At 71.3% G+C, this 26,921-nt stretch carries 16 protein-coding genes; 11 read left to right on the plus strand and 5 right to left on the minus strand.

What is annotated here, in order from left to right:
• Positions 1–208 precede the first annotated feature (208 nt).
• From pulA to AC0B61_RS11390, 4 genes are all read left to right on the plus strand, one after another.
• Positions 209–5,713 (plus strand): pullulanase-type alpha-1,6-glucosidase, encoded by a 5,505-nt coding sequence (gene pulA / locus AC0B61_RS11375; protein WP_471740395.1) that lies wholly within the window; start codon positions 209–211, stop codon positions 5,711–5,713.
• 582 nt (positions 5,714–6,295) lie between these two features.
• Positions 6,296–8,629 (plus strand): M4 family metallopeptidase, encoded by a 2,334-nt coding sequence (locus tag AC0B61_RS11380; RefSeq protein ID WP_471740396.1) that lies wholly within the window; start codon positions 6,296–6,298, stop codon positions 8,627–8,629.
• Between the two features lie 293 nt (positions 8,630–8,922).
• Positions 8,923–10,674 (plus strand): carbohydrate-binding module family 20 domain-containing protein, encoded by a 1,752-nt coding sequence (locus AC0B61_RS11385; RefSeq protein WP_471740397.1) that lies wholly within the window; start codon positions 8,923–8,925, stop codon positions 10,672–10,674.
• A gap of 142 nt (positions 10,675–10,816) precedes the next feature.
• A complete protein-coding gene (locus tag AC0B61_RS11390; RefSeq protein WP_471740398.1) occupies positions 10,817–11,038 on the plus strand; it encodes a hypothetical protein in 222 nt (73 codons plus the stop codon).
• 103 nt (positions 11,039–11,141) lie between these two features.
• On the opposite strand, the gene AC0B61_RS11395 is transcribed toward AC0B61_RS11390, so the two are convergent.
• Complete coding sequence (locus AC0B61_RS11395; protein WP_471740399.1) at positions 11,142–11,885, minus strand: SDR family oxidoreductase; 744 nt, start codon at positions 11,883–11,885, stop codon at positions 11,142–11,144.
• 467 nt (positions 11,886–12,352) lie between these two features.
• On the opposite strand from AC0B61_RS11395, the gene AC0B61_RS11400 reads away from it, so the two are divergent.
• The 3 genes from AC0B61_RS11400 (at position 12,353) to AC0B61_RS11410 (ending at position 15,661) form a co-directional block, all read left to right on the plus strand.
• A complete protein-coding gene (locus AC0B61_RS11400; protein WP_471740400.1) occupies positions 12,353–13,402 on the plus strand; it encodes an alpha/beta hydrolase in 1,050 nt (349 codons plus the stop codon).
• Positions 13,403–13,752: 350 nt separating this feature from the next.
• Positions 13,753–14,583 carry a hemerythrin domain-containing protein gene (locus AC0B61_RS11405; RefSeq protein WP_471740401.1) on the plus strand — a complete coding sequence of 277 codons (831 nt, stop codon included), beginning with the start codon at positions 13,753–13,755 and terminating at the stop codon, positions 14,581–14,583.
• Between the two features lie 115 nt (positions 14,584–14,698).
• Positions 14,699–15,661 (plus strand): DUF1152 domain-containing protein, encoded by a 963-nt coding sequence (locus AC0B61_RS11410; RefSeq protein WP_471740402.1) that lies wholly within the window; start codon positions 14,699–14,701, stop codon positions 15,659–15,661.
• A gap of 39 nt (positions 15,662–15,700) precedes the next feature.
• Here AC0B61_RS11410 and AC0B61_RS11415 read toward each other — a convergent pair whose 3' ends face one another.
• The gene (locus AC0B61_RS11415) at positions 15,701–16,246 is read right to left on the minus strand and encodes an FHA domain-containing protein (RefSeq protein ID WP_471740403.1); all 546 of its coding nucleotides are present in this window, start codon (positions 16,244–16,246) and stop codon (positions 15,701–15,703) included.
• A gap of 220 nt (positions 16,247–16,466) precedes the next feature.
• Positions 16,467–17,054: a DUF1697 domain-containing protein gene (locus AC0B61_RS11420; RefSeq protein ID WP_471740404.1), complete on the minus strand. Its 588-nt coding sequence runs from the start codon at positions 17,052–17,054 to the stop codon at positions 16,467–16,469.
• A 148-nt stretch (positions 17,055–17,202) separates the two neighbouring features.
• On the opposite strand from AC0B61_RS11420, the gene AC0B61_RS11425 reads away from it, so the two are divergent.
• Complete coding sequence (locus AC0B61_RS11425; protein ID WP_471740405.1) at positions 17,203–17,673, plus strand: pyridoxamine 5'-phosphate oxidase family protein; 471 nt, start codon at positions 17,203–17,205, stop codon at positions 17,671–17,673.
• A gap of 61 nt (positions 17,674–17,734) precedes the next feature.
• On the opposite strand, the gene AC0B61_RS11430 is transcribed toward AC0B61_RS11425, so the two are convergent.
• A complete protein-coding gene (locus AC0B61_RS11430; protein ID WP_471740406.1) occupies positions 17,735–18,091 on the minus strand; it encodes an arsenate reductase family protein in 357 nt (118 codons plus the stop codon).
• A 179-nt stretch (positions 18,092–18,270) separates the two neighbouring features.
• On the opposite strand from AC0B61_RS11430, the gene AC0B61_RS11435 reads away from it, so the two are divergent.
• From AC0B61_RS11435 to AC0B61_RS11445, 3 genes are all read left to right on the plus strand, one after another.
• The gene (locus AC0B61_RS11435; protein WP_471740407.1) at positions 18,271–19,488 is read left to right on the plus strand and encodes a cytochrome P450; all 1,218 of its coding nucleotides are present in this window, start codon (positions 18,271–18,273) and stop codon (positions 19,486–19,488) included.
• A gap of 237 nt (positions 19,489–19,725) precedes the next feature.
• On the plus strand, positions 19,726–20,859 hold the full coding sequence (locus tag AC0B61_RS11440) for a PP2C family protein-serine/threonine phosphatase (protein WP_471740408.1): 1,134 nt from the start codon (positions 19,726–19,728) through the stop codon (positions 20,857–20,859).
• 98 nt (positions 20,860–20,957) lie between these two features.
• A complete protein-coding gene (locus tag AC0B61_RS11445) occupies positions 20,958–22,217 on the plus strand; it encodes an acyltransferase family protein (RefSeq protein ID WP_471740409.1) in 1,260 nt (419 codons plus the stop codon).
• A gap of 75 nt (positions 22,218–22,292) precedes the next feature.
• Here AC0B61_RS11445 and AC0B61_RS11450 read toward each other — a convergent pair whose 3' ends face one another.
• The gene (locus AC0B61_RS11450; RefSeq protein WP_471740410.1) at positions 22,293–26,579 is read right to left on the minus strand and encodes a DNRLRE domain-containing protein; all 4,287 of its coding nucleotides are present in this window, start codon (positions 26,577–26,579) and stop codon (positions 22,293–22,295) included.
• Between the last annotated feature and the right edge of the window lie 342 nt (positions 26,580–26,921).

The raw sequence follows: 26,921 nt of genomic DNA on the forward strand, positions 1-26,921 counted from the left end.
GGTGCTCTGGGTTCTGGGGCGTACCGGTGGGACGGGCATACGTCCCATTGTCACGCCCGTCGCTCCGGGTGAGTAATCGGGGTGGGCGGAGACGGTCGCCGACCTGGATTTTCCTGCCACGAAACCGTTTCTGCATCTTGCTGAAACATATTGCAGGCCGCTAGCTTCCTGGGAACTCGATCGCCCCTTCCCCCTAAGGGAGCCCTCAGTGGCCGATGCCCCGCTCCGCCCCCGACGGAGCACGTCCCTACGCAGACCCGGCCGCACGGCCGTCCTGCTGGCCGCCGCGCTGACCGCCGCCACACTCGGCAGCGCCCCCGCCGCCCTGGCGGCCGCCCCGCCGGCCCCGCCCTCGGACGCCGCGCTCGCGGCCACCGCCGGGCGCCACGACCTCACCCGCGAGCAGTTCTACTTCGTCCTGCCCGACCGCTTCGCCAACGGCGACACCGCCAACGACAGCGGAGGCATCACCGGCGGCCGGCTGGAGAACGGCTTCGACCCCGCCGACAAGGGCTTCTACCACGGCGGCGACCTGGCCGGCCTGATCAACAAGCTCGACTACGTCCAGGACCTCGGCACCACCGCGATCTGGATGGCCCCGATCTTCAGGAACAAGCCGGTGCAGGGCAGTGGCGCGGAAGCGTCCGCGGGCTACCACGGCTACTGGATCACCGACTTCACCCAGGTCGACCCGCACTTCGGCACCAACGACCAGCTCAAGGAGCTGATAGCCAAGGCCCACGCCCGCGGCATCAAGGTCTTCTTCGACGTCATCACCAACCACACCGCCGACGTCATCGACGACGCCGAGCAGCAGCACGGCTACCGCTCCGTCGGCGCCTACCCGACGCTCGACGCGGACGGGAAGCCGGTCGACGAGACCGCCGTCGCCGACACGGGCGCCCCCTGGCCGCGGACCACCAAGGACTCCTTCCCGTACACCCCGGTCTTCCGCAACCCCGGCGACGCCACCGCCAAGACCCCGTCCTGGCTCAACGACCCCTCGCTCTACCACAACCGGGGCGACTCGACCTTCGTCGGCGAATCCGCCACCGAGGGCGACTTCGGCGGCCTGGACGACCTCGACACCCAGAACCCCCGGGTGGTGAAGGGCTTCGAGAAGGTCTACCAGCAGTGGGTCAAGGACGCCGGCGTGGACGGCTTCCGGATCGACACCGTCAAGCACGTCAACATGGCGTTCTGGCAGCAGTGGGCGCCCGCGCTCAAGGACTTCGCGGCCAAGCAGGGCAACAAGAAGTTCTTCATGTTCGGCGAGGTCCACTCCGGCGACCCGGCGATCACCTCGCCGTACGTCACCAAGGGCAGGCTCCAGGCCACCCTCGACTTCCCGTTCCAGGGCGCGGCCCGCTCCTACGTCTCCCAGGGCGGCTCGGCGAAGGCCCTCGCCGACGTCTACGGCCAGGACTACCGCTACACCGGCGCCGACACCGACGCGTACGAGCTGCCGACCTTCCTCGGCAACCACGACATGGGCCGCTTCGGCTCCTTCCTGCTCGCCGACAACCCGGGCGCCGACGACGCCACCCTGCTCAGGAAGGACCGGCTCGGCAGCGAGCTGCAGTTCCTCACCCGCGGCCAGCCCGTCGTCTACTACGGCGACGAACAGGGCTTCACCGGCGCCGGCGGCGACAAGGACGCCCGGCAGGACCTGTTCGCGTCGAGGACGCCCTCGTACAACACCGACCGGGTGCTCGGCGGCCCCGCCGGCGCGGCCGACCGGTACGGGCAGGACGGCGAGCTCTACCGGGGCATCGCGGGCCTGGCCGCGCTGCGCCGCGACAACCCGGCGCTGGCCGACGGCGCGCAGATCGAGCGGTACGCCGCCGACGGCCCGGGCGTGTACGCCTTCTCCCGGATCGACGCGGGGCAGCAGGTCGAGTACCTGGCGGCGGTCAACAACGCCACCGAGGCGAAGACCGTCACGCTGGACACCTTCTCGGCGGGGATGGGCTTCGACCGGATCTACCCGGCGGCGGGGGAGCGCGTCACCAGCGGCGCCGACCGCAAGGTCACCGTGACCGTCCCCGCACTGTCCTCCGTCGTGTTCAAGGCGGCCGGCAAGCTCGCTGCCGTCAGCGCGGCGCCGCAGCTCACGGTGCGGCCGCCGGCGGACGGCTCCACCGGGCTCGTCACGGTGGGCGCCCAGGTCGACGGCGGCGGCTTCGACCGGGTGAGCTTCGCCGCCCAGATCGGCAACGGGCCCTGGCAGACCCTGGGCACCGCCGACAACGGCCGATACCTCGTGACGCAGGACCTCGGCGCCGTCGCCCCCGGCACGGCCGTCCGGTACAAGGCCGTCGTCCAGGACTCCGGCGGCCACCTGCGCTCCGCCACCGCCGGCTTCACCACCGGCACCCCCGCGCCCCAGCCCGCGCCCACCGCCGGCGCCCGCCCGTACGCCGTCGTCCACTACAACCGGCCGGACGGCGACTACGACGGCTGGAACCTCTACGCCTGGGGCGACCTCGCCGACGGCGAAGCCACCCCGTGGCCGGCCGGGCACCCCTTCACCGGGCGCGACGCCTACGGCGCCTTCGCCTACGTGCGGCTCAAGCCCGGCGCCTCGGACGTCGGGTTCATCGTGGAGAAGAACGGCGTCAAGGACGGCGACGCCGACCGGCACATCGACGTCGGCAGCACCGGCGAGGTGTGGCTCAAGCAGGGCGACCCGGCGGTGCGCACCGCCGCCCCCGGCCCGGCCGGCACACCGCCGGCGAACACCGCCGTCATCCACTACAACCGGGCCGACGGCGACTACGACGGCTGGGGCCTGCACGACTGGACCGGCGCCGCCACCCCCACCGACTGGGGCAAGCCGCTGACGCCGGTGCGCCGTGACACCTTCGGTGCCGTCTTCGAGGTGCCGCTGGCCCCCGGCGCGACCAGCCTCAGCTACATCCTGCACAAGGGCAACGACAAGGATCTGCCCGCCGACCAGTCGCTGGACTTCTCAGTCGACGGCAGGGAGATCTGGATCCTCGGCGGCCACGAGGGCCACCTGCTGCCGCAGAGCCCGGCCGCCTCCTCGCAACTCGACCTCGGCAGCGCCAAGGCGCAGTGGATCGACGCGAAGACCGTCGTCGTCCCGGCGAACTACGGCGCGGGCGACGACGCCCTGGCCGGCGGCACCAGCGCCCAGCTGGTCTACGACCCCGCCGGCGGCATCCGGGCCGACCAGGGCACGCTGACCAAACCCGGCCAGTGGCTGCGGCTCACCCCGGTCAGGAGCGGGCTGACCGACGCGCAGAAGGCCAAGTACCCGCACCTGGCGGGCTACCGGGCCTTCACCGTGGACGCCCGCGACGCCGCCCGCGTCCCGGCCGCGCTGCGCAGCCAGCTGCTGTTCACCGAACACCTGCCCAGCGGCGCCGTCCTGGCCGCGACCGGCGTCCAGACCCCCGGCGTCCTGGACGACCTGTACGCCGGGCGGACCGGCAAGGTCGACTTCGGTCCGGCGTACTACGACGGCAAGGTGGCACTGTCGGTCTGGGCGCCGACCGCGCAGGACGTCTCCGTCCAGGTCTTCGACGGCCCGACCGGAGGCACCCCCAGGACACTGCCGCTGAAGCTGGACGACGAGACCGGCGTGTGGGAAGTCGTCCGCGACAAGCACGAGTTGGACGGCAAGTACTACCTCTACCAGGTGAAGGTCTGGGCGCCCTCGGCGCAGCAGCTGGTGGTCGACACCGTCACCGACCCGTACTCGGTGGCGCTCTCCACCGATTCGAAGCGCAGCCTGGTCGCCGACCTCGACGCCAAGGAGCTCAAGCCCGCGGGCTGGGACGACCACGCCCGCCCGCAGGCCGTCCCGCCCGCGCAGCAGCAGATCCAGGAACTGCACGTCCGGGACTTCTCGGTGGCGGACTCCACCGTCCCGGCCGCCGAGCGCGGCACCTACCTGGCGTTCACCGAGTCGAACTCGGCCGGCATGCAGCACCTGCGGGAACTGGCCAAGGCCGGGGTCACGACGATCCACCTGCTGCCGACCTTCGACATCGCCACCATCCGGGAGAACCGGGCCGACCAGAAACTGCCGGCCTGCGACCTCAAGTCCCTTCCGGCGGACGGCCCGAAGCAGCAGGAGTGCGTGGCGGCCGTCGCCGCCGACGACGCCTACAACTGGGGCTACGACCCGCTGCACTACAACGTGCCGGAGGGCTCGTACGCGACGGACCCGGAAGGCACCGCCCGCACCGTGCAGTTCCGGCAGATGGTGCAGGCGATGCACGCGGCCGGACTGCGGGTGGTGCTCGACGTGGTCTACAACCACACCGCCGCCAGCGGACAGGCCGAGCACTCGGTACTGGACCGGGTGGTCCCCGGCTACTACCAGCGGCTGGACGCCGAGGGCAAGGTGACGACGGACAGTTGCTGCGCCGACACCGCGCCCGAGCACGCCATGATGAATCGGCTGGTGGTCGACTCGGTGACCCTGTGGGCCCGGGAGTACAAGGTGGACGGCTTCCGCTTCGACCTGATGGGCCTGGATCCCAAGTCCACCATGCTGGATGTGCAGGCCGCGCTGCGGAAGATGACACCGGACTCGGACGGCGTGGACGGGAAGAACGTCTTCCTGTACGGCGAGGGCTGGAACTTCGGCGCCGTCGCGAACAACGCCCGGTTCGAGCAGGCCACCCAGGCCAACCTGGCCGGCACCGGCATCGCCACCTTCGACGACCGATTCCGCGACGCCGCCCGCGGCGGCAACTTCATGCTCGACTCCGCCCCGCAACAGGGCTTCGTCTCCGGCCTGTTCACCGACCCCAACGGCACGCCCGCGAACGGCACCCCGCAGGAGCAGAAGGCCCGGCTGCTGCACCAGATGGACCAGCTGAAGGTGGGGCTGACCGGCAACCTGGCCGGCTACGCCTTCACCGACAGCTCCGGGAAGGCCGTCACCGGCGCCCAGGTCGACTACAACGGCGCCCCGACCGGGTACGCGGCCAAGCCGGGCGAGGCGGTGGAGTACGTGGACGCCCACGACAACACCGACCTGTTCGACGCGCTCGCGTACAAGCTGCCGACCGCCACCGCGCCCGCCGACCGGGCCCGGATGCAGGCGCTCGCGCTCTCCCTCACCGCGCTCACCCAGGGCGCCGGCTTCGCCCAGGCCGGCAGTGACCTGCTGCGCTCCAAGTCGCTCGACGCCAACTCCTACGACTCGGGGGACTGGTTCAACGCGATCCACTGGGACGCCGCGGACGGCAACGGCTGGGGCCGCGGCCTGCCGCCGGCGGCCGACAACAAGGCGATGTGGCCCACCGCGCAGTCCCTGCTGGCGAACCCGAAGCTGACCGTCGGCGCGGCCGACATCCGGGCGGCCTCGGCGCAGTACCAGGAGTTCCTGCGGATCAAGCAGTCCTCGCCGCTGTTCTCGCTGCCGACCCTGGCGGCCGTCCAGCAGCGGCTCTCGTACCCGCTCTCCGGCACCGCCGGCGAGGCACCCGGGGTGATTACCCTGCACCTCGACGGGGCCGGGCTGAAGGGGGCGGAGAAGGGCATCACCGTGGTCTTCAACGCCACGCCCACCGCTCAGGCGCAGACCGTGGCGCCCCTGAAGGGGACGAGCCAGGCGCTGCACCCCGTCCAGGCGGGCGGGGCGGACGGGGTGGTGAAGCAGTCCGGCTTCGACGCCGCGACCGGCACGTTCACCGTGCCGGGCCGCACTGTGGCGGTGTTCGTCCAGGGCTGAGTCCGGCGCCGAGCCGAAATCAAACTGGTCCGTATACCTGCACAACTGCCGGGCCCCACACCGCTGTTCAAGCGGTGCGGGGCCCGGTTCCGTTCCGGCGCAACAGTGGCCGGAAACCGTTCCTGGCACGGCCGGATCTGTGACGTGCCGCACCCGCTCGGCGCTGCGGGCCGCCCGGCGGCCTGCCCGGTGGCCCTGATGGCTGGTCAGTGACCACCGGCGGTGGGCGAACCTTGCCCGGACCATGAAAACCGTGTTCATGATTTTGCAAAGTGGTAGCACAACTGACGTACCGCCATGCATACGGTTTCGGTAATGAACCGGCCAATCAGTGGCATGCATCTGTCATCGGCGGCCGGTTTGCTGCCACGATTCCTCCGGCTGCAGACGAGGGGGCCCCACCTCCCGGTGCAGCTGTTCCAGCCCAGGTGCAGCGCGTCCCGACCTGCAACGAGTTGTGAGCACCGCAACCCGCTACCGCACCTCCGTCACACCCGGCGGGGGCCCCCACTGCGCCGCGACCCCGCGGCCCAGGTTTCTCTCCACCGGCGCGAACCGGCGCCGGTCGGAAAAGGAGTCCGCATGTCCCGTTACGCTCACGCCCGGAAGGCGGCGGTCGTCCTGGCCGCCTCCACCGCGCTGCTGGTCACCGGCATACCGGTCATCGCCCAGGCGGCCACGCCGGACGCGCCGGCCGCCGTCGCCGCCCAGCAGACCACCCGGGCCGCACTGATCGCCTCGGCGAACCAGCAGACCGCCTCGCTCGCCCAGGCCCTCGGCCTGAGCGGCCAGGAGAAGCTGGTCACCAAGGACGTCGTCCAGGACGCCAACGGCGGTCGCCACCTGCGCTACGAGCGCACCTACGCCGGACTCCCCGTCCTCGGCGGCGACCTGGTCGTCCACCAGGACGCGAGCGGTGCCACCCAGAGCGTGACCAAGGCGAGCGAGGCCACCCTCGCCGGCGTCGACACCACCCCGGCCCAGGCCGCGCCGAAGGCCCAGGCCGCCGCGCTGGCCGTCGAGGCGGGCTCCGTCGACACCGCCCCCCGCCTGGTGGTGTGGGCCGCGGACGGCACCCCGAAGCTCGCCTGGGAGACGGTCATCGCCGGCCGCGAGTCCGACGGCACCCCGAGCAAGCTGCACGTGGTGACCGACGCCAAGACCGGCGACGTGCTCAGCAAGGCCGACGGCATCAAGCGCGGCTCCGGCACCGGCGTCTTCGTCGGCAACGTGCCGCTGACCACCACCCAGAGCGGCTCGACCTACTCGCTCAAGGACGCCACCCGCGGCGGCCAGAACACCACGGACATGAAGAACGGCACCTCCGGCAACGGCACGCTGTTCAGCAAGTCCTCGGACACCTGGGGCAACGGCCAGGCCAGCAACCGCGAATCCGCCGCGGTGGACGCCCAGTTCGGTGCCGCCGCCACCTGGGACTTCTACAAGAACACCTTCGGCCGCAACGGCATCCGCAACGACGGCGTCGGCGCCATGAGCCGGGTCCACTACGACACCGGCTACGTCAACGCGTTCTGGGACGACAGCTGCTTCTGCATGACCTACGGCGACGGCTCGGGCGACACCCACCCGCTCACCGAGCTCGACGTCGCGGGCCACGAGATGAGCCACGGCGTCACCTCCGCCACCGCCAACCTGAACTACTCGGGCGAGTCCGGCGGCCTCAACGAGGCCACCTCGGACATCTTCGGCAACATGGTCGAGTTCTACGCCAACCTGCCCGCCGACACCCCGGACTACCTCGTCGGCGAGCTGATCGACATCAACGGCAACGGCACGCCGCTGCGCTACATGGACAAGCCCTCCAAGGACGGCACCTCGGCCGACTCCTGGTACTCGGGCGTCGGCAACCTGGACGTCCACTATTCGTCCGGTGTCGCCAACCACTTCTTCTACCTGCTGGCCGAGGGCAGCGGCGCCAAGGTGATCAACGGCGTCAGCTACAACAGCCCGACGGTCAACAACATCACCGTCACCGGCATCGGCCGGGACAAGGCGGCGCAGGTCTGGTACAAGGCGCTGACCGCGTACATGACCTCCACCACCAACTACGCCGCCGCCCGTACCGCGACCCTGAACGCGACCACCGACCTGTACGGCGCGAACAGCGCCGAGTACAACGCGGTCGCCACCGCCTGGGCCGCCGTCAACGTCGGCTCGCTGCCCAACCCGGGCGGCGTCACCGTCACCAGCCCGGGCAACCAGTCGACCGCCGTCGGCACCGCCGTCAACCTGGCGATCAAGGCCTCGGGCGGTACCGCTCCGCTGTCGTACTCGGCGGCGGGTCTGCCGGCCGGTCTGGCGATCAACGCGTCGACGGGTGCGATCACGGGTACGCCGACCGCGGCGGGTACGTCCAACGTGACGGTGACGGTGAAGGACTCGGCGGGCAAGTCGGGGACGACCAGCTTCACCTGGACGGTGACCACCGGTGGTGGCGGCGGCTGCACGCCGGCGCAGCTGCTGGGCAACGCGGGCTTCGAGACCGGTTCGGCGGCGCCGTGGACGGCGAGCTCCGGCGTGGTCGACAACAGCTCGGGCCAGGCCGCGCACGGCGGTTCGTGGAAGGCGTGGATGAACGGCTACGGCTCCGCGCACACCGACTCGCTGTCGCAGACGGTGAGCATCCCGGCGGGCTGCAAGGCGACGCTGAGCTTCTGGCTGCACATCGACACCGCGGAGACCGGCACCACCGCGTACGACAAGCTGACCGTGTCGGTCAACGGCACCACGCTGAAGACCTACTCCAACGCGGACGCCGCGGCGGGCTACCAGCAGCGCACCTTCGACCTGTCGGCCTACGCGGGCCAGACGGTCACCGTGAAGTTCAACGGCGTCGAGGACTCCTCGCTGCAGACGAGCTTCGTCATCGACGACACCTCCGTCCAGACCGGCTGAACCCGGGCCGGCTCCTCCTGAGGGGCCGGTGAACCAGGACAGGTGAGGGGCCCGGCAGCCACGGCTGCCGGGCCCTTGTCGTGTGGCCGCTGACGTGTGGCCCAGGTCGTACGGCCCGGTGTCGTAGGGCGCTGTCGTGGGGCCCCGCTGCGGTGATGCAGAAACGTATCTTCCCGAGGCCTTGACGGTGTCTCGCGGTCATCCTAGGTTCAGCGCTGCAAGTTTCCGGCAAGTTACAGAAACTTCCTGCAGGCTCACCTCCGGCTGCCCCCCAGCCACCCCCAGGAGACGACGTGGTCACCACCGCCCCCACCCGCCGGCCCACCCGCCGGCCCGCCCGCGCGGCCGGCGCGCTCGCCGCCTCGGCGGCGCTCGCGCTCTCGCTCGGCACCACCCTCGGCGCCCCCGCCGCCCAGGCCTCCCCGCCCGCGAACAACGGCAAGGACGTCACCGCCACCCTCTTCGAGTGGCGCTTCGACTCCGTCGCCCAGGCCTGCACCTCGACCCTCGGCCCGAAGGGCTACGGCTTCGTCGAGGTCTCGCCGCCGCAGGAGCACATCCAGGGCCCGCAGTGGTGGACCTCCTACCAGCCGGTCAGCTACCAGATCGCCGGGCGGCTCGGCGACCGCACGTCCTTCAAGAACATGGTCGACACCTGCCACGCGGCCGGGGTCAAGGTGATCGCCGACGCGGTGGTCAACCACATGTCGGCCGGCTCCGGCACCGGCACCGGCGGCACCGTCTACAGCAAGTACAACTACCCCGGCACCTACCAGGACCAGGACTTCCACTCCTGCCGCCAGCCGATCTCCAACTACCAGGACCGCTCCAACGTCCAGAACTGCGAGCTGGTCAACCTCGCAGACCTGGACACCGGCAGCTCCTACGTCCAGACCACCATCGCGCACTACCTGGACGACCTCGGCTCGCTCGGCGTGGACGGCTACCGGATCGACGCCGCCAAGCACATCGCCGCCGCTGACCTCGCCGCGATCAAGGCCAAGACGGCCAACCCCAACGCCTACTGGGCGCAGGAGTTCATCTACGGCGCCGGCGAACCGATCCAGCCCACCGAGTACACCGGCACCGGCGACGTCGACGAGTTCCGGGTCGGCACCGACCTCAAGCGGATGTTCACCAGCGACAAGCTCGCCAACCTCAACGGCTGGGGCGCCTCCTGGGGCTACCTGCCGAGCAACCAGGCCCGCAGCTTCCTCGACAACTGGGACACCGAGCGCAACGGCTCCACCCTCAACTACACCTACGGCAACACCTACACGCTGGCCAACGTCTTCCTGCTGGCCTCGACGTACGGCTCGCCCAACATCTACTCCGGCTACTCCTTCACCAACAAGGACGACGGCCCGCCCAACGGCGGCACCGTCAACGCCTGCTACCAGGACGGCTGGAACTGCACCCACGCCTGGCGGCAGGTCGCCAACATGGTCGGCTTCCGCAACGCCGTCGCCGGCACCGGCGTGACCAACTGGTGGTCCAACGGCAACAACGCGATCGCCTTCGGCCGCGGGAACAAGGGCTACGTCGCCATCAACCACGAGGGCGGCGCGATCACCCAGACCTTCCAGACCGGCCTGCCGGCCGGCACCTACTGCGACGTCCAGCACGGCGACCCGCAGCCGGGCGGCGGCTGCACCGGACCGACCTACCAGGTGAGCGCGGGCGGGCAGTTCACCGCCACGGTCGGCGCGGGCGACGCCGTCGCGCTGTACGTCCGGAGCGGGGCCGCGACGGCCACCGGCGCCTCGTTCAACGTCAACGCGACCACCGTGCCTGGGCAGAACGTCTACGTGGCCGGCGACGTCGCCGCGCTCGGCGGCTGGGATCCGGCCAAGGCGCTGCCGCTCTCCTCGGCCGGCTACCCGGTCTGGTCCCTCTCGCTCTCGCTGCCGGCCGGCACCTCCTTCCAGTACAAGTACGTCCGCAAGGACGCGAGCGGCGCGGTGACCTGGGAGTCCGGCGCCAACCGGACGGCGACGGTGCCCTCGGGCGGGGTCGTCGCGCTGAACGACACCTGGCGGCCGTAGCGTCCTCGCGGCTCCTCGCGATCCCTCGCGGCCTCTCGCGCCCCCTCGGAACCCCGTCAGCCCGGCCTGACGGGGTTCCCTCGTGTGGGTGACCGCCCGCTCTTGAACGCTTGCGCGCGCAGGGGCCTGGCACCATCGCGGGATGAGAGCCACCCCACTCGTCCTGGACCTCGAACTGTGCGGCGGCCGCTGGGACGGCCACCGCAAGCGCGTCAACGCCGACGCCCCGCCGCCCGCCCTGCGGATGGTGCTCCGCGCCGAACTGCCGGCCGCCGAGACCGGCGAGTACTGGCCGACCACCAGCGTCTACCGGCTGGACGACGACGGCGCGGTGCCGCGCTACCGGCACTCGCACGACGAATGAGCGCGCTCCGTCGGCCGCGGCCGACGGAGCACGTGGCTGTCGACCGAGTCCGGTGCGCGGCGTAGCGGTCGACCGGCTCCGGTGTGCGGCAGCGGCAGGGCGGTCAACCGCGCCCGATGTACGGCATGGCCGTCGCCATCACGGTGGCGAACTGCACGTTGGCCTCCAGCGGCAGGGCGGCCATGTGCCGGACGGTCCGCGCGACATCGGCCACGTCCATGGTCGGCTCGGGCGCGATCCGGCCGTCCGCCTGCCGGACGCCCGCGCCCATCGCCGCCGTCATGTCGGTCGCCGCGTTGCCGATGTCGATCTGTCCGCAGGCGATCCGGTACGGGCGGCCGTCCAGCGACAGCGACTTGGTCAGGCCGGTGACGGCGTGCTTGGTCGCGGTGTAGGCGATCGAGTGCGGGCGCGGGACGTGCGCCGAGATCGAGCCGTTGTTGACGATCCGGCCGCCCTGCGGGTCCTGGGCCTTCATCTGCCGGAACGCGGCCCGGGCGCAGAGGAAGGCGCCGGTCAGGTTGAGGTCGACCACGGCCCGCCAGGCCTCGACCTCCAGCTCCTCCACCGGGACGGCCGGGCCGAAGCTGCCGGCGTTGTTGAACAGCAGGTCCACCCGGCCGTGGCGTTCGGCGGTCGCGGCGAACAGCGCGTCCACGGCGTCCGGGTCGGTGACGTCGGTCGGCAGCACGTCGGCCGGGGCGCCGCAGAGTCGGGCGGTCTCGTGCAGCGGCTCGGCCCGACGGCCGGCCAGCACGGGCAGCCAGCCGGCCGCGGCCAGTTCGACCGCGACGGCCCGGCCGACGCCGCTCCCGGCTCCGGTGACGACGGCGATCTGCTGGGGCATTGGCACTCTCCTCGATGGCGGTTCCCGGTCGGTCCCGGGAGAGATCGTGGCGGATCCGCGGGCCGCCGTCACTGGTCGAAGTGCCCAAAATCCGCCGGTCGGCCTGGACCGCGGTACGGGCTGCGGTGTGGGCTGCGGCGTGGTCCCCGTCGACCGGCCCCCGCTGACCGGCCCCCGCTGACCGGCCCCCGCTGACCGGCCCCCGCTGACCGGCCCCCGCCGACCGGCGGGAGCGGTGAAGGGTTTTACCTGATCGCGAACAAACATTGGATTTCCGGTGGTCGCCGCGCAACCGGGCCACCCCGGCCCACGTCATAAGATCGCAGGAAGGCGCGCCCCTGCGAGGGACGGCGCGCCACCACCCCGGGGGCCGTACCAGCGTCGCGCCCCCGGCCTGTCCGGCCCCACCGGGGGGCCGCCGCCCGGTCCGACGGACCGGGCGCGACATCGGTCGGAGAGTCCTCACCGTGCTTAGGCAGTCGTCCCGTTCCCGTGCCGTCCTGTCCGGCGCCGCCGTGCTCGCCCTGGCCGCCGCGCTCGCGGCCTGCGGGAGTTCCGGCGGTGGGAAGGGGGACAGCGCCAAGGCGGACGCCCCGGCCACGACCGGCAGCGCCGCGGGCACTCCGGCCGCCGGCTCGGGCACCCCGGGCGCCGCGGCACCCTCCGTCGCCGTGGGCAAGGTGCTGATGCCCGCCGGTCCGAACGCCAACCTCGCCAAGGCCCGGGACACCGCCGCCGGACCGATATTCCAGACCACCGTGACCGGCGCGAAGTCCGGCGTCTCCGGCAAGGTCTGGGTCTGGCTGCCGCCCGAGTACAACGACCCCAAGTACGCCAAGACCGGCTTCCCGGTGCTGACCCTCTTCGCGGGCGGCCAGAGCAACGGCTACAACACCTGGACCGACAACCAGCTGCCGATCCAGGAGGCGAACGAGCAACTGGTCAAGGAGGGCAAGGCCCACCCCTTCATCATGATCATGCCGGTGCAGAACTTCAACGGCGACGAGAAGAACGCGCTGGACTGCTCCGACATCCCGGGCCAGCCCAAGATGGGCACCTGGATGGCCGAGGACATCCCGGACTTCGTCCGCGCCAACTTCCGCACCGTCCAGGGCCGGGACGGCTGGGGCGTGATGGGCGCCTCCACCGGCGGCTTCTGCAGCGCCAAGCTCGCCCTGCAGCACCCGGAGGTCTACAAGGCCGCGGTGCCGATCGACGGCTACTTCATCCCGGACTCGGGGCTCTGGAAGGGCCACGACGCCGAGCGTGCGGCCAACAACCCCGACGTGCTCGTCGCCCAGGGCAAGGCCGACGTGAAGATGCTGGTCACCGCGGGCGGCGCCAACCCGTACGAGACCAAGGTGGTCAAGAACTGGGTGGCCAAGGCTGCCCCGCCGGTGTCCATCGAGTACTACGAGCAGCCCGGCGGCAAGCACCTGACCTCGGACTTCAAGAAGATGATCCCGGACACGTTGCAGTGGTTCACCAAGCACCTGGCGGGGCCGGCGGCCGACTGAGCCGGGGCCTGGCTCTGGTTGGTTCTCCTCGCCTCCTGTCCCGCTTCCGCTTCCGCTTCCTGTTCCGGCTCCTGCTTCCCCTCCTGCTCCGCTTCCGCCTCCGCTTCCGCCTCCGCCGGGGTCGGTGACGCTCCCGCGTCCCGGCGCCGGCGGTCGGCTTTCCGGTCTCGGCAGGGCTGCCCGGGCGTCCCCACGGAAAGCTCCGCGTGACCGCGCGCACGCCTGTGACCTGCACGTCAATCGGACATTGATTCGCTTCTGATCGACTTCGAGCATCTTGGCTGGGCGGTCCTCCACCGGCCGCCACCGCCCGCCGTGCCCGCCGCGCCCCAAGCCGTGAAGAGAGTGCCATGCCCATCCACCTGCTGCCCCAGCCCGCCCCTGCCGTGCCCGCACAGGGGCACTCCGGAGCCGACTCCCGGGGCGCGGACGCGTACGGTCGGGTCGCGGACGACGACCCGGTCACCGTGCGGTTCGCCGGGCTGCGGCTGGTGCACGCCGCGCTGCGCCGGGACCTCGCCCGACTGCCCAACGCGCTGCGGCTGCTCCAGCCCGGCGAGGACGACAAGGGCGAGGCGCTGCTGCGGCACTGGAACTTCATGACCGCGATGCTGACCTGCCACCACGAGCAGCAGGACACCCGGATCTGGCCGATCGTGCGCCGCTTCGCGCCCGAGCTGCGGTTGCTGCTCAACTGGCTGGAGGCCGACCACCACAACCTCGACCACTCGTTCACCCGGGTCACCACGCTGGTCCGGATCGCCAGCCGGGACGCCGGCAGCGCCTGGCCGGTCGCGTACGCGATGGAGGACCTGGCGGCCCGGCTGGAGACCCATCTGCGGATCGAGGAGCGGCAGTTGCTGCCCCGGATGGACCGGGTGGTCGCCCACGGCTCCCGGCTCGGCGGCCTGGGTGAACTGCTGGACCTGCTGCGCGCGGCGGACGGCCCGGGCGCGGCGGACGCGCTGGCCTGGCTGCTGGACGGCGTGAAGCCGGCCGCCGTCGAGCGGCTGCTGGCCGAGTGCGACGACGACACGGCCCGCAACTGGCCGCACTGGCAGGCGACCTACCAGCGCTGCACCGCGCCGCTGTGGGGGCCGGGAGAGGGTCGGGACGGCAGCGGCCGGGACGGCGGCACGGGTGATGGCCCCGGCGACGACCTGGGGACCATCGCCGACTGAGCGCCGGGGGCTTTCACGGGCCACGGATCTACGCGCGTGGCAGGATCGTTCCGACCGTGATTGACCCGGCGCCGGGTACAGGGAGCCCGCGAGCCCTCGGTGCTATCGTCCGCCGGTGACGTCCCTGCTGCAACCACCGCTGATCACCCGGCTCCTGGCCGTCGACCGCATCCTGATCGCCGGCGCAGGCGGCGGGTTCGACGTGTACGCCGGGCTGCCGCTGGCCCTCGCCCTGCGCGCCGCGGGCAAGGAGGTGCATCTGGCCAACCTCTCCTTCAGCGACCTCTACGGCCTTCCGCAGGAGGTCTGGACGGAGCCCGACCTGGCCATGATCGGGCCCGTCACCCCCGCCCCCGGGGGCTACTTCCCGGAACGGACCCTCGCCCGCTGGCTGAACCGGCACGGGATGCCCGACACCGTGTGGGCCTTCCCGAAGGTGGGCGTCCAGCCGCTGCGCGAGGCCTACCGCGCGCTCGTCGGCCGGCTGGGCGTCGACGCCGTCCTGCTGGTGGACGGCGGCACCGACATCCTGATGCGCGGCGACGAGGTCGGACTCGGCACCCCCGAGGAGGACATGGCCAGCCTCGCCGCGGTGGCCGGACTCACCGAGGTGCCCGAACGGCTGGTCGCCTGCCTGGGCTTCGGCATCGACGCCTACCACGGCGTCAACCACACGCTGGTGCTGGAGAACCTCGCCGCGCTGGACCGGGCCGGCGGCTACCTCGGCGCCTTCTCCATCCCGCGCGACAGCCGGGAGGCGGTGCTCTACCTCGACGCCGTCGAGCACGCCAGGGCCGCCTTCCCCGAGTACCCCAGCATCGTCAACGGCTCGGTGGCGGCGGCGCTGCGCGGCGAGTTCGGCGACGTCCGGTTCACCGAGCGGACCGACGGCAGCGACCTGTTCGTCAATCCGCTGATGGCGATGTACTTCGGCGTCACGGTCGAGGCGCTGGCCGCGGAGAACCGTTACCTGGACCGGCTGGAGCGCACCGTGGTGGTCCGCCAGATCGCCACCGCGATCGCCGGGTTCCAGGACGAGCTGCCCCGGCAGCGGCCGCCCCGGCAGTTTCCGCACTGACCGTCCGATTCGGTGCCGGGCCTTCCACGCGGTGGAACGTCAGAAGGTGGCGAGCCGGAACTCCAGGTCGCCGAACCGCACCTGGTCGCCCGGCCGGACGAGGACCCCGCCCGCGATCCGGCGCCCGTTGACGTGCGTGCCGTTGGTCGAACCGAGGTCGTACAGCACCCAGCCGGCGCCCTCGCGCCGCAGTTCGGCGTGGTGCCGGGAGACCGAGGCGTCGTGCAGCCGCAGCCCCGAGCCGGGGAGCCGCCCGATGGTCAGCAGCCCGGCGCCGGCCTGCGGCAGGCTCAGCCCGGGCAGCCGCTCGGTGCGCCAGGCCCGGTTCAGCCGGTCGCCGAAGCCGGAGATCCGGCCGACCGTGCGCAGCACGAACCGCTCGACCGGACCGCCGGTCGGCAGCCCGGCCACCGCCGCGTTCAGCTCGTCGCGGCTGGTGGCCTGCAGGACGACGTCCATCCGGCCGAGGAACGTCTCGTGCGAGAGCCGCCCGCTGCCCGCGCCGTCCTTCAACACCCCGAGCGCCTGGTCCCGTTCGGCGTCGGAGGGCCGGACCCGGCCGGTGGGAAGCTCAGGAGACGTCATGGCCAGATTGTCGGCTCGACCGGCTCGGGCTGTCCAGATCACGCCGTGCGCGGGCGCATGGTTCGTACGTCACGGCAGTCCAGACGCCCCGTCCGGGCCCGCGGTTCCGCGCGGAACCGCAAGGCTCCGGAGGGTTCCGTGAGGTCGCGGCGGTTTCCGCAGGCCGTCTCCCCGAACGCTGTTCCCGCAGGCCGTACGGGACGTCAGGCCGTACGGGACGTCAGGCCTTGCGGGCGGCGGCCAGGATCTTGTCCATGGTGTGCAGGAACCGGGAGGTGGCCGATCCTCGGTAGGCCTTGCCGAACATGTCCTTGGTGACCCACTTGCCGTCCTGGAGGTGGACCACGACGTACGCGGCCCCCGGGTCGGCGCCGATCACCTCGACGTCGCCCTTCGGTGAGCGGCTCGGGAGGACGAGGTCGACCGGCAGCGGCTCGGAGAGCAGGACGACGACCAGCCGGACGTCCGGCGTCACCTCGACGCCCCGGAACGGTTCGGCAGCGAGCATGGCCGCCACCTCGTCGACCGTCCGCAGCATCACCGGCACCGGGTAGCCGAGCGCCTGCTCCAGGTGCTCCTCGATCCGGCGGGTCAGCGCGGCGCGGTCGGGCCCGGTGGCGGGCTGGGCGGTGAGTCCGTCGGGGGAGGATTCGTCGGTGGTGAAGAAGACGTTGCCGCTCTGGATGTAGGAGCGGACGTTCCCCAGCCCCAACTCGGCGAAGAGCGCCCGCAGCCGCTCCATCTTCACCGTGCGGCCGCCGACGTTGATCGCCCGCAGGAACGCGATGTAGGTGGTCGTGGTGGTCACCCCGCCAGTGTGGCACCGCCGTACGACAACGGCCCTGCCGTACGGGGCTCTGCCGTACGGGGCCCGGCCGTACGACGGCCCGCCCGCCCGCCGTCTCGGAAGCCGTTCGTGCACCGCGGTTGTCGGTGCCGGGTGCCAGACTGGCGCCATGGCTACCTGGCAGGATTTCGAACAGCAGGCTCCCGATCTGGCGCCCCTGGTACGGGCCCGGTTCGAGGCAGCCAAGCACCATGTCCTGGCGACGCTGCGCAAGGACGGTTCGCCGCGCGTGAGCGGGACGGAGGTCGAATTCGTCGGCGCCGACCTGTGGCTCGGGTCGATGTACGGCGCGGTCAAGGCGCGCGACCTCCAGCGCGACGCCCGCTTCGCCCTGCACGCGCACCCGGGGGACGAGACCATGGCCGGCGGGGACTCCAAGGTCTCCGGCCGCGCGGTCGAGGTCACCGACGAGACCGAACTCGCCGCGTTCGCCGCCGATCTGCCCGAGCCGCCGCCCACCCCGTTCCACGCCTTCCGGCTGGAGCTCGACCAGGTCGTGCACACCACGGTGGAGGGCGACCACCTGCTGGTCGACAACTGGCACCCGGGCCGGCCGGTGGAGCGGATCCAGCTCCACTGAACCGACCGGCCGCAGGTCCTGGGGAGGAAGCCAATCGGCAGGAAGCCCTACGGCGGAAGCGCTACGGCAGCACGGACTTGAGGGCCTCGGGGGTGCGGGCCACGACGGCGTGGCCGTCGTCCGCGGTGATGATCGGGCGCTGGATCAGGATGGGGTGCTCGGCCATCGCCGCGATCCAGCGGGCCCGCTCGCCCGCCTCCCGGGGCCAGTCCTTCATCCCCAGGTCCTTCGCGGCCTGCTCGTCGGTGCGGGTGATGTCCCACGGCTCCAGGCCGAGGCGCTGCAGCACCTGCTCCAGCTCGGCCGCGGTCGGCGGCTCGTCCAGGTAGCGCCGCACGGTGTACTCGACCCCGGCGGCGTCCAACTCGCCCAGGGCCGTCCGGCACTTGCTGCAGCGCGGGTTGATCCAGATCTCCATGCCGGCCAGCCTACCGAGCGGCCCCCGGCCGCCTCGGGAACCGCCCGACCGCCTTGCATACCGCCCGGGCACCCGGTCACCCGGTCACGGGAACTCCGTCGTGCCCCCGGCGGTTCACGAACGGGGAAGCGTGCGTGCGGGTGTGAGCGTGATCCGTGATCTCGGGAGGGGAGAACCGCATGGACGGCGCGGCGATCATCGAGCAGCTGATGACCACTGAGGTCAGGGCCGATCCGTACCCGCTCTACGCGAAGGCGCTGGAGCTGGGCCCGGTGGCCCCGGCCGGCGACGGGATGTTCGTGGTGAGCGGATACGCGGCGGTGAACAGGGTGCTGCGCACGCCCGCCTTCGGCGTCGCCACCGCCGACATGATGGCGGGCCTGGAGCCGGATTTCCTCATGCACTCCTCGCTGGTCCTCTTCGGCCGCTCGATCCTCCAGCGCAACGCCCCCGACCAGCCCCGGGTGCGCTCGATGATCGCCTCGGTGTTCACCCCGCGCCGGGTCGCCGCGCTGCGCCCGGCCGTGGAGCGGGCGGTGGCGGGCCTACTGGACGGGATGGCCGGGCAGGGTGCGGACGGTTCGCCGGTGGACTTCATGGACGCCTTCGCCTTCCGCCTCCCGGTCGGGGTGATCTGCGAGCTGCTGGGCGTCCCCGAGCGGGACCGCTACCGCTTCCGGGGCCTCGCCTCCGACCTGACCGTCGTCCTGGAGATCAGCGCGGACCCCGGCGAGCTGGCCGAGGCCGACCGGGCCGCGGACGAGCTGTCCCGGTACTTCACCGAGCTGGCCGCCGAGCGGCTGGCCCGGCCGCAGGACGACCTGGTCAGCGATCTGGCCCGGATCGCCGCCGAGGACGGCGGTCGGCTCTCCGCCGAGGAGCTGCTGGCCAACCTGGTGCTGCTGCTGGTGGCCGGCTTCGAGACCACCACCAACCTGCTCGGCAACGGCCTCGCCCTGCTGTTCCGCCACCCCGAGGCGGCCGCGGGGCTGCGCAGCGGCGCGATCACCCCGGCCGGGTTCACCGACGAGGTGCTGCGCTTCGACTCGCCGGTGCAGGCCACCGGCCGGGTCGCGCTCGAGGACGGCCTGGAGGTCGACGGGCTGCCCGTCCCGGCGGGCAGCGCGGTGACCCTGCTGATCGGCGCGGCGAACCACGACCCGGCCCGGTACGAGCGCCCCGGCGTGTTCGACCCGACCCGCACGGACAGCCAGCCGCTCAGCTTCGGCGGCGGCCCGCACTTCTGCCTGGGTTCCCAGCTGGCGCGGCTGGAAGTCGAGGTCGCGGTACCGGCCCTGCTCGACCGCTTCCCCCGGCTCGCCCCCGGCGGCGTCCCCGTCCGGCGGGACCGCCTGGTCCTGCGCGGCTTCGAGACGCTGCCGGTGACGGTGCGCTGAGCCGGCCGTCCGCCGTTGCGCGCGGTGACCGCGCGGTGACCGCTCGGTGACCGCAGGGTGACCGTGCAGTGGCTCCTCGGTGGCCGCCCGTCCGGCGCGTCCGGCCCCCGCCCGTCCGCCGAAGGGACGGGACGTTCGGCCGCTCGTCGCTGGGCCGTTCGTGGGAGAGCATGGAGGAACGAAACCAGTCATTCCGGACCAATCAACCCGGAACGGCGCCAGCCAGGAGGTGCCTCCGTGCCCACAGCACCCCGCCCGCCGCACCCGGCCGCGCTGGAGCCCAGGGTGCCGCGCTGGGTTCCGTGGCTCCCGGTGGTCCTGCTGCTCCTGGACCTGACCGCCGAGGCCGTCGTCCCGAACGCCGTCGCCGCCGGCTTCCTGCTGACCGCCCTGCCCGTGGTGGCCGCGTTCAGCTACGGCCCGGTGCTGACCGCCACCGCCACGGGCGGTTCCCTGGCGCTCCAGCTCGTCCTGGCGCTGCGCGCGGGCCACATCAACGAGCAGCACCACGTCTGGGTCTATGTCGCCACCCTCCTCTCCGGCGTGATGGGCACCGCCCTGTCCTGGCAGCGCACCCGGCAGAACCGCAACCTGCTGCAGGCCCGTACGGTCGCCGAGACCCTGCAGTGCACCGTGCTCCGGCCGGTGCCCGAACGGGCCGGGGGTCTGCGGGTGGCCGGCCTCTACCGCTCGGCGCAGGCCGACGTGATGGTCGGCGGCGACCTGTACGAGGTGTGCGACACCCGTTTCGGCGTCCGGGTGCTGCTCGGGGACGTCCGCGGCAAGGGCCTCGGCGCGGTCCGCACCGTCGCCGACGTCCTCGGCGCGTTCCGGGCGGCGGCGTACGACACCCCGGGGCTGGTCGACCTCGCCGACCAACTGGACCGCGCGGTACTGCGCGACGCCGCCGACCGCGGCGACGACGAACTGTTCGCCACCGCCGTCCTGCTGCAGTACCGGCCGGGCTCCGACTGCGTGGAGATCGTCAACCGCGGCCACACCACCCCGCTGCTCCTTTCCGGGGACGGGATCTCCCCGGTCGCCTGCGGCGACGACCTGCCACTGGGCCTCGGCCACCTCGCGCCCGCCGAGGAACGCGGCAAGCCGACCGCCGTCGCCCTCCCCCCGGGCCACACCGTGCTGCTCTACACCGACGGCGTCAGCGAGGCCCGGGACACCACCGGCGCCTTCTACCCGCTGGTCCCACGCCTCGCCGCCCTCGGCACCAGCGAGCCCGAACGGCTGGTCTCCTTCCTGGCCCAGGACGTCCGCCGCTACGCCGGCCTGCTCGCCGACGACCTCGCCGTCCTCGCCCTCACCCCGGACGGCCCGGACACTTCGGACGCCTCGAACACCCCGGCGTTCAGGTAGCTCTCGGCGGTCGTGGCGATCCTGGCGTCCCACGGCTCCGGCCCGTCACGGGCCTGAGCCGTCATGCTCGCCTGACCGTGTGTGCGCTATCTTCTGCCGTGAGCATTTTCCCCCGGCAACGATCAGGTTCCTCGGGCCTCCGCAAGTCCGGTAAGCCCGGCCGTCTCGCCGCCCTGGACGGCCTGCGCATCCTGGCCGCGCTGATGGTGGTCTTCCACCACTACGTCGGATACGGCGGCGGCAGCAAGCCCGAGGACAGTGCCTGGGGCAGGCCGGTCCAGGACGTGTTCCACCGGGCTTCGTGGGTCGGGGCCTACTTGTGGACCGGCATCTGCCTGTTCTTCGTCATCAGCGGGTTCGTGATCTGCATGAGCAGCTGGGGCCGCCCGGTGGGCGACTTCGTCCGCTCCCGCGTGATCCGGCTCTACCCGGCGTACTGGTTCGCCGTCCTGGCCTGCAGCGCGGTCGTGGCGGTCTGGCCGCTCGTGCGCCACACGCTCCCGGCGGAGCAGGTCCTCGCGAACCTGACGATGTTCCATGAGGGTCTGGGCATAAAGGACGTCGATGCCGTCTACTGGACGCTCTGGGTCGAGCTGCGCTTCTACCTGCTGTTCGCCATCGTGGTGTGGCAGGGCGTGACCTACCGGCGGATCGTCGCCTTCTGCTCGATCTGGACGGTGGCGGGGCTCGTCTCGACGAGCACCAAGTGGCCGGTGCTGGAGTTCTTCGCGATGTCGGAGGTCTCCTCGTTCTTCGTCGCCGGCCTCGCGCTCTACCTGGTCCACCGGTACGGCCCCAACCTGATGCTCTTCGGCATCGTCGGGATCAGCTGGATCCTCTCAGTCCTCTACACGATCCAGCACCAGCACGAGCTCAATCCCTACCTCGACCGCCCCGGGCTGCCGATCTGGCCGGCCGTCCTGCTGACCACCCTCTCCTACCTGGTGATCATCGCCGTGGCGCTGGGCTGGGCCTCCCGGATCCAGTGGCGCTGGCTCACCTTCGCCGGCGCTCTGACCTACCCCCTCTACCTCCTGCACGAGACCATGGGCTGGACGGCCCTGCGCGCCCTCTACGACCGCGGCACCAAGCCGTGGGTCGCGGTGGGCATCGTCACCGGCGGCATGCTGGTCGCATCCTGGCTGGTCCACCGGTTCATCGAGAAGCCGCTGACGCCACGCCTCAAGCAGGGCATGACCACGAGCATCGACCAACTGCGGGCCGCCGAACCGCTGCGCCCTCAGCCCACACCGTCGTCCCCGGAGCCCACGCCGGTGCTGCAGACCGTGGCCCCCTCCTGGAACCCGTCGCCGGTCCCGGACGACACGCGCGCACCCCACGGGCCCAGCCCGTTCTGACCCGCTCCGTCCCGGCACCCGACAGGGCCCGGCGCCCACTGCGCCGGGCCCTGTCCCGTGCCTCCGCCAGTGGTGCTAGACCTGGTACCAGGAACGGAAGTCGGCCCCGGGGGTGGGTTGGTCGATGGCCCACGTCGTACCGGTGGCGTCCGTGGTGGTGACGATCATGGCTCCGTTGTCAGAGAGAGTGATTCGGGGGTCGCCGGCGAAGGTCATGCTCGGATCGCCGAGGTAGGCGCCGGTGGTGAAGGCGGAGGTCGCACCGGTCTGGCCGAACAAGGCAATGTGCCCGTTGGTGGTTCGAGCCACGACGTTGACCGTGCCGCTCGCACCGGCGGACAGCACGATGCTGGTGGCGCCGCCCGTTCCACCGCTGAGGCTGATTCGGTACCAGGACCGAAAGGCTTCACCGGCCTGAGCCTGGTCGATGCCCCAGATATCACCGTTGACGTCGATGGCCGCGACGATCATGCCCCCGCTGGCCGACGTGGTGACGCTGGGGTCACCGGCGAAGACAGGCGAGTCGACACCGAGGTACGCGCCAGTGCTGAAGGCCGAGGAAGCGCTGCTCTGGCCGAAGCAGGCGATGTGGCCGTCGGTGGTGCGGGCGAAGAGGTTGAGCGTGCCGCCCGCTCCGGGAGACAGCACGGACGCTGTTCGGCCCGTGAGCCCGCCTTTGATACTGACCTTGTACCAGGTCCCGAACGGTGATCCGGGGGCGGATTGGTTGGTCGCCCACAGGTCGCCTGCGATGTCGACGGCGGTCACGGTCATGCCGCCGTTGGTGGAGAGGGTGACGGCCGGGTCCTGGGCGAACACGGGCGCGGAGCTGCCGACCGCTGCTTCGGAGCCGAAGGACGCCTCGGGGCCTGGCTGGGCGTAGTCGACGATCTGACCGGCGCGGGTGCGCGCGAAGACGTGGACGGTGCCCCCCGCGGCCGGGGACAGGATGGGTGCCGGGTCGCCGGTGTGGCGGCCCGGGCCGCTGAGCGGGGTCCAACTGCGGAAGCCGGATGTGGGGGTGTTCTGGTTGGTCACCCACAGGCTTCCGTCGGTGAGGACCTTGACCGCGACCAGCGTGCCGTTGGCAGCCCGCGTCATCGCGGTGGCCGGGCTGCGCAGGCTCTGCCCGCCGTCGAGTGCGGTCGTGGTGTGCAGGTCGCTCGGGGCCGCCAGACGCGGCAGACCCAGCCCGGTGGGGGTGCCTGGGTACGTGAGCAGGCAGCCGGTGGGGCAAGTGGTCGTCTGTGCGGCTCCGTCCGCGGTGTAGTAGGTGACGGTGATGTTGGAGTCGGCCGGGGTGGTCGTGAGGACATCGCCGGTGGCCTGACCTGGGGTCGGGGTGAACAGTGGGTAGCCCTTGCCGCTGTCGGTGACGCTTCCGTGCAGGTTGCCGGGTGTCGTGATCAGAGGCCTGTGCTGAGGGTCGAAGCCGGTGGCGTAGACGGTGCCGGTGGCCGGACTACCCACCTGGTAGCCGCGGCCGTCGGCATTGTGGCCTCCGAGGACGAGGCGGATGCGTCCGTATTCGCCGTCACCGGGGTCGGTGGTGTTCCGGCGGGCGAGCAGGTCCGGGATGCCGTCGCCGTTGACGTCGCCGGGGGCGAGGACGTCGTAGTCGGTCCATCCGGAGGCGGAGATGACGGTGCCCGGTTTGAGCTTGTTGGTGCCGGTCTCGGCGGCTAGGGGTCCCTCGCCGGTGCCGCTGTAGAGAACGAGGGTGTCGCCGTCGTTGGCGATCAGATCGTCGCCGGCACGACCGTCGAGGTCACCGACGGCGACGATCTGGCTGGTGCCGGACCAGTCGCCCCCGCTGGGATGGGCCAGCTCGGTGCGCCTGGATTCGTCGGGGGCGCCCATGCCGTCGCCAGGATAGAGGTAGAGCCGAGTGCCCTGCTTGACCAGGAAGTCCTCGTAACCGTCCTTGGTCTGGCCCGGGCTCTGGCTGGTGAAATCTCCCCGATGAGTGATCTGAGCCCCTGACCAGCCAGGGTTGGCGACGGTGCGGGGCCGGTCGAAGGTGCCGTCACCGCGGCCGGGGTAGAGCACCAGTTCGCCGGTGCTGGTGGCGGCCACCAGATCGGCGTGCCCGTCACCGGTCAGGTCGCCGCGCCGGTCGCCGGCCAGGGCCGGGTCGGTGGCGTCGTGAACGTAGTTGTTCGCGGCGGTGGTGATCAGCGTGGTGCTGGAGTTCGGGCCGCCGTCGGATCCGTCGTAGGGGGAGAGGTTGCCGGCCTTGTCCATGGCTTGGACGGTGAGCCGGTTGGTCGGCCAGAAGGTGGGGGTGACGGTGATGGTCGCGGTCCCGTCAGGGCCGGCCTTCACCCAGGTTCCACCGCAGCCCTGATTGACGACGGGCAAAGGCTTGTTGAGGGAATAACAGAAGCCGGTCAGGCCGAACTGGTCGCTGGAGGCGAACTTGATCGTGCGCGGGGTGCGCGGAGGCACCTCGCCGACATCGATGCTGTGACCGTCCGCGGAGGTGACGGTCGGCTTCGTGGGCGGCGTGCGGTCGACGTTGAAACCGCAGTCGCGGCCGAATCCGGTGACGTCGATGCCGTCTTCGGCCTGGACGTGCCACTTGTAACGGCCACCGTCGCGCAGCTGGTCGCCGCCGAGCCTCATGATGGCCCAGGATCCGCTGGGAGCGTGCGCCCGGTCGACAAGGACGGACTGTCCGCTGTCGTGGTCCCACGCCTCGAACTTGGCCTTCAGATCGGCGTCGTTGTCGGGATCGGAGATCTTTGCGGTCAGGATGACGTCGTTGCGCCCGATGGTCGGCCAGGTCGCGGGATCACTGACGCACGGAACGTTGACATTGCTGGAACTGCTGGGTGTCCACTGGCTTTCCCAGGCTGCGTAGTCGTCGAGCGAGGGTGGGCGGTTGTAGGTGACCTCAAGGTACGGGTTGTTCTTGAACCGCTTGTAGCTGTTCTTGTTGCCGAGGTAGTTGTCCGGAATGCGCAGGCCGAGGGTGAAGCTGTCGGGCGTGCTGCTGTTGACGACTTGCTGGACCACGTCACGCAGGGCATCGCTACTGAAGTCCTGGCCCTGGACACCGGGGCAGTACGTGGGGTTGCCGTGGGCGAAGGCTTTCGCGTCAAGGAGCCGGTCCCAGGAGGCCTGCCGGTTCCAGGTGGGTGTAGCGCCGCTTATGGGGCCGGTCGCCCACAGTTCGGTGTTTCCCGCAGCGCTCGGGTCGCAGCCCCAGGAATGGGTCTCCTCCACATGGAAGGTCGCCGACCTGATGGTGGCCCCGGCCAGGCCCCGGGTGTTCATCTCGAAGTAGGAGCGGGTGTTGCCGCTGCCGTTGTAGCCGACGCGCGGCTCGTCGGCGGGGTTGTCGGAGTGCCAGCCGTTCCCGTCGGGGTAGGCGTCGCTGGGGGTGGCGGAGTAGACGACCGCCCAGCGATTGCGCCAGCCGTCGGTGAACGTCGGGTCGATGACGACCGGGAAGACGGTGTCGGCGCCGTGCAGCAAGTCGGCATCCGGGGTAAGTCGCAGCGTGTCCGAACTGATCTGGGTGGCCATCGTCTTCGGCGCATGCTCGGTGACGGTGGGGGTAGCCGGGCTGTATGAAGGGCTGCTGTCGACCGACTGTGCGGCGGCTGTCGGTGCGGCCTTGGCCGCCAGGGAGGCAGGGGCGGCGACGGCCTGTCGTGAGGTGTCGGCGGGGGCGTGGGAGTCCCACATCCGAGGTGCCGCCGCCGTGAAGACCGTGCGGCCGGTGCCATCGGTCGCGGCTATCCGGCCGTCCTGGCCGGCGTCCAGGGTGATTCCCGCAGTCTTGAGACCGTAGGTGACCTGGGCCAGACGGGGATCGTCAGCTGCCTGGCGGGTCTTGACGATCAGCTGGTGGGCGAAGCCGTCGGTCTCGGCGAGGATCTTCAGGTCCACGCCGGGAAGCACCTCGCGGTACAAGGCGGTGCTGCCGTTGAGTTCGGGTTTGGGCAGCGGTGCGGGCCAGGTGATGGCGAGCGACTTGCCGTCCTTCCCCATGGCGGCCAGCGGACTGCCCCCACCGGCGGAGAAGGTCATCGGGAATACGGAGGCCTTGGGACCGATGCTGCCGTCGGAGCGGCGCTCAAGGGTCGCGTCGGCCGCCTGCCAGTGTCCGTCGACCTTGGCGCGTACCGGCCTGGCGTGGCGGCGCTGGGTGAAACTGCCGTCGGGATTGGCCACCAGGTCGGTCGTTTCGTCCTGGCGCTCGGTGACGTCGATGGGTTTGCCGATCTGGCGTGCTTTCACCGCGGCGATCTGCTCAGGGGTGTTCGCTTGGGGCGTGGCCGAGAGGCTTCCGGTCTCGGCGCGGGCAGGGGCCTGTCCCAGCGTGGCGATGCTCACGGCGGTCGCGGCGATCAATGCGGCTGCTGACCGTTGAGCGGTTCGTCCTATTCGGCGCGTGTTGTGACGCTGCATCCCCTTCTCTTTCTGTGTGGTTCGCGGGCGCCCTCATCATGCAAGCGTGCGGTGACGAGCCAGCAGTCCTTGTGTGTGGCAGCGTGCGACGAGACGGAGGAAGGAGATGCAACATCGTGATCACGGAGCGCAATGCGCGGATTCCGTGGATGGACATAGACGGGAAAATCCGCTTTTTCGAGCGTCGTATCAGCCTGAGTGGCCATCACTTCGCTTGGGAAGAAGTTATAAAAGCGAGATAAATGCCTGAGGGGTAGGCAGGTTGGCGAACAATCGGATCCCTCC

It is taken from the genome of Kitasatospora sp. NPDC023385, from assembly GCF_055664045.1.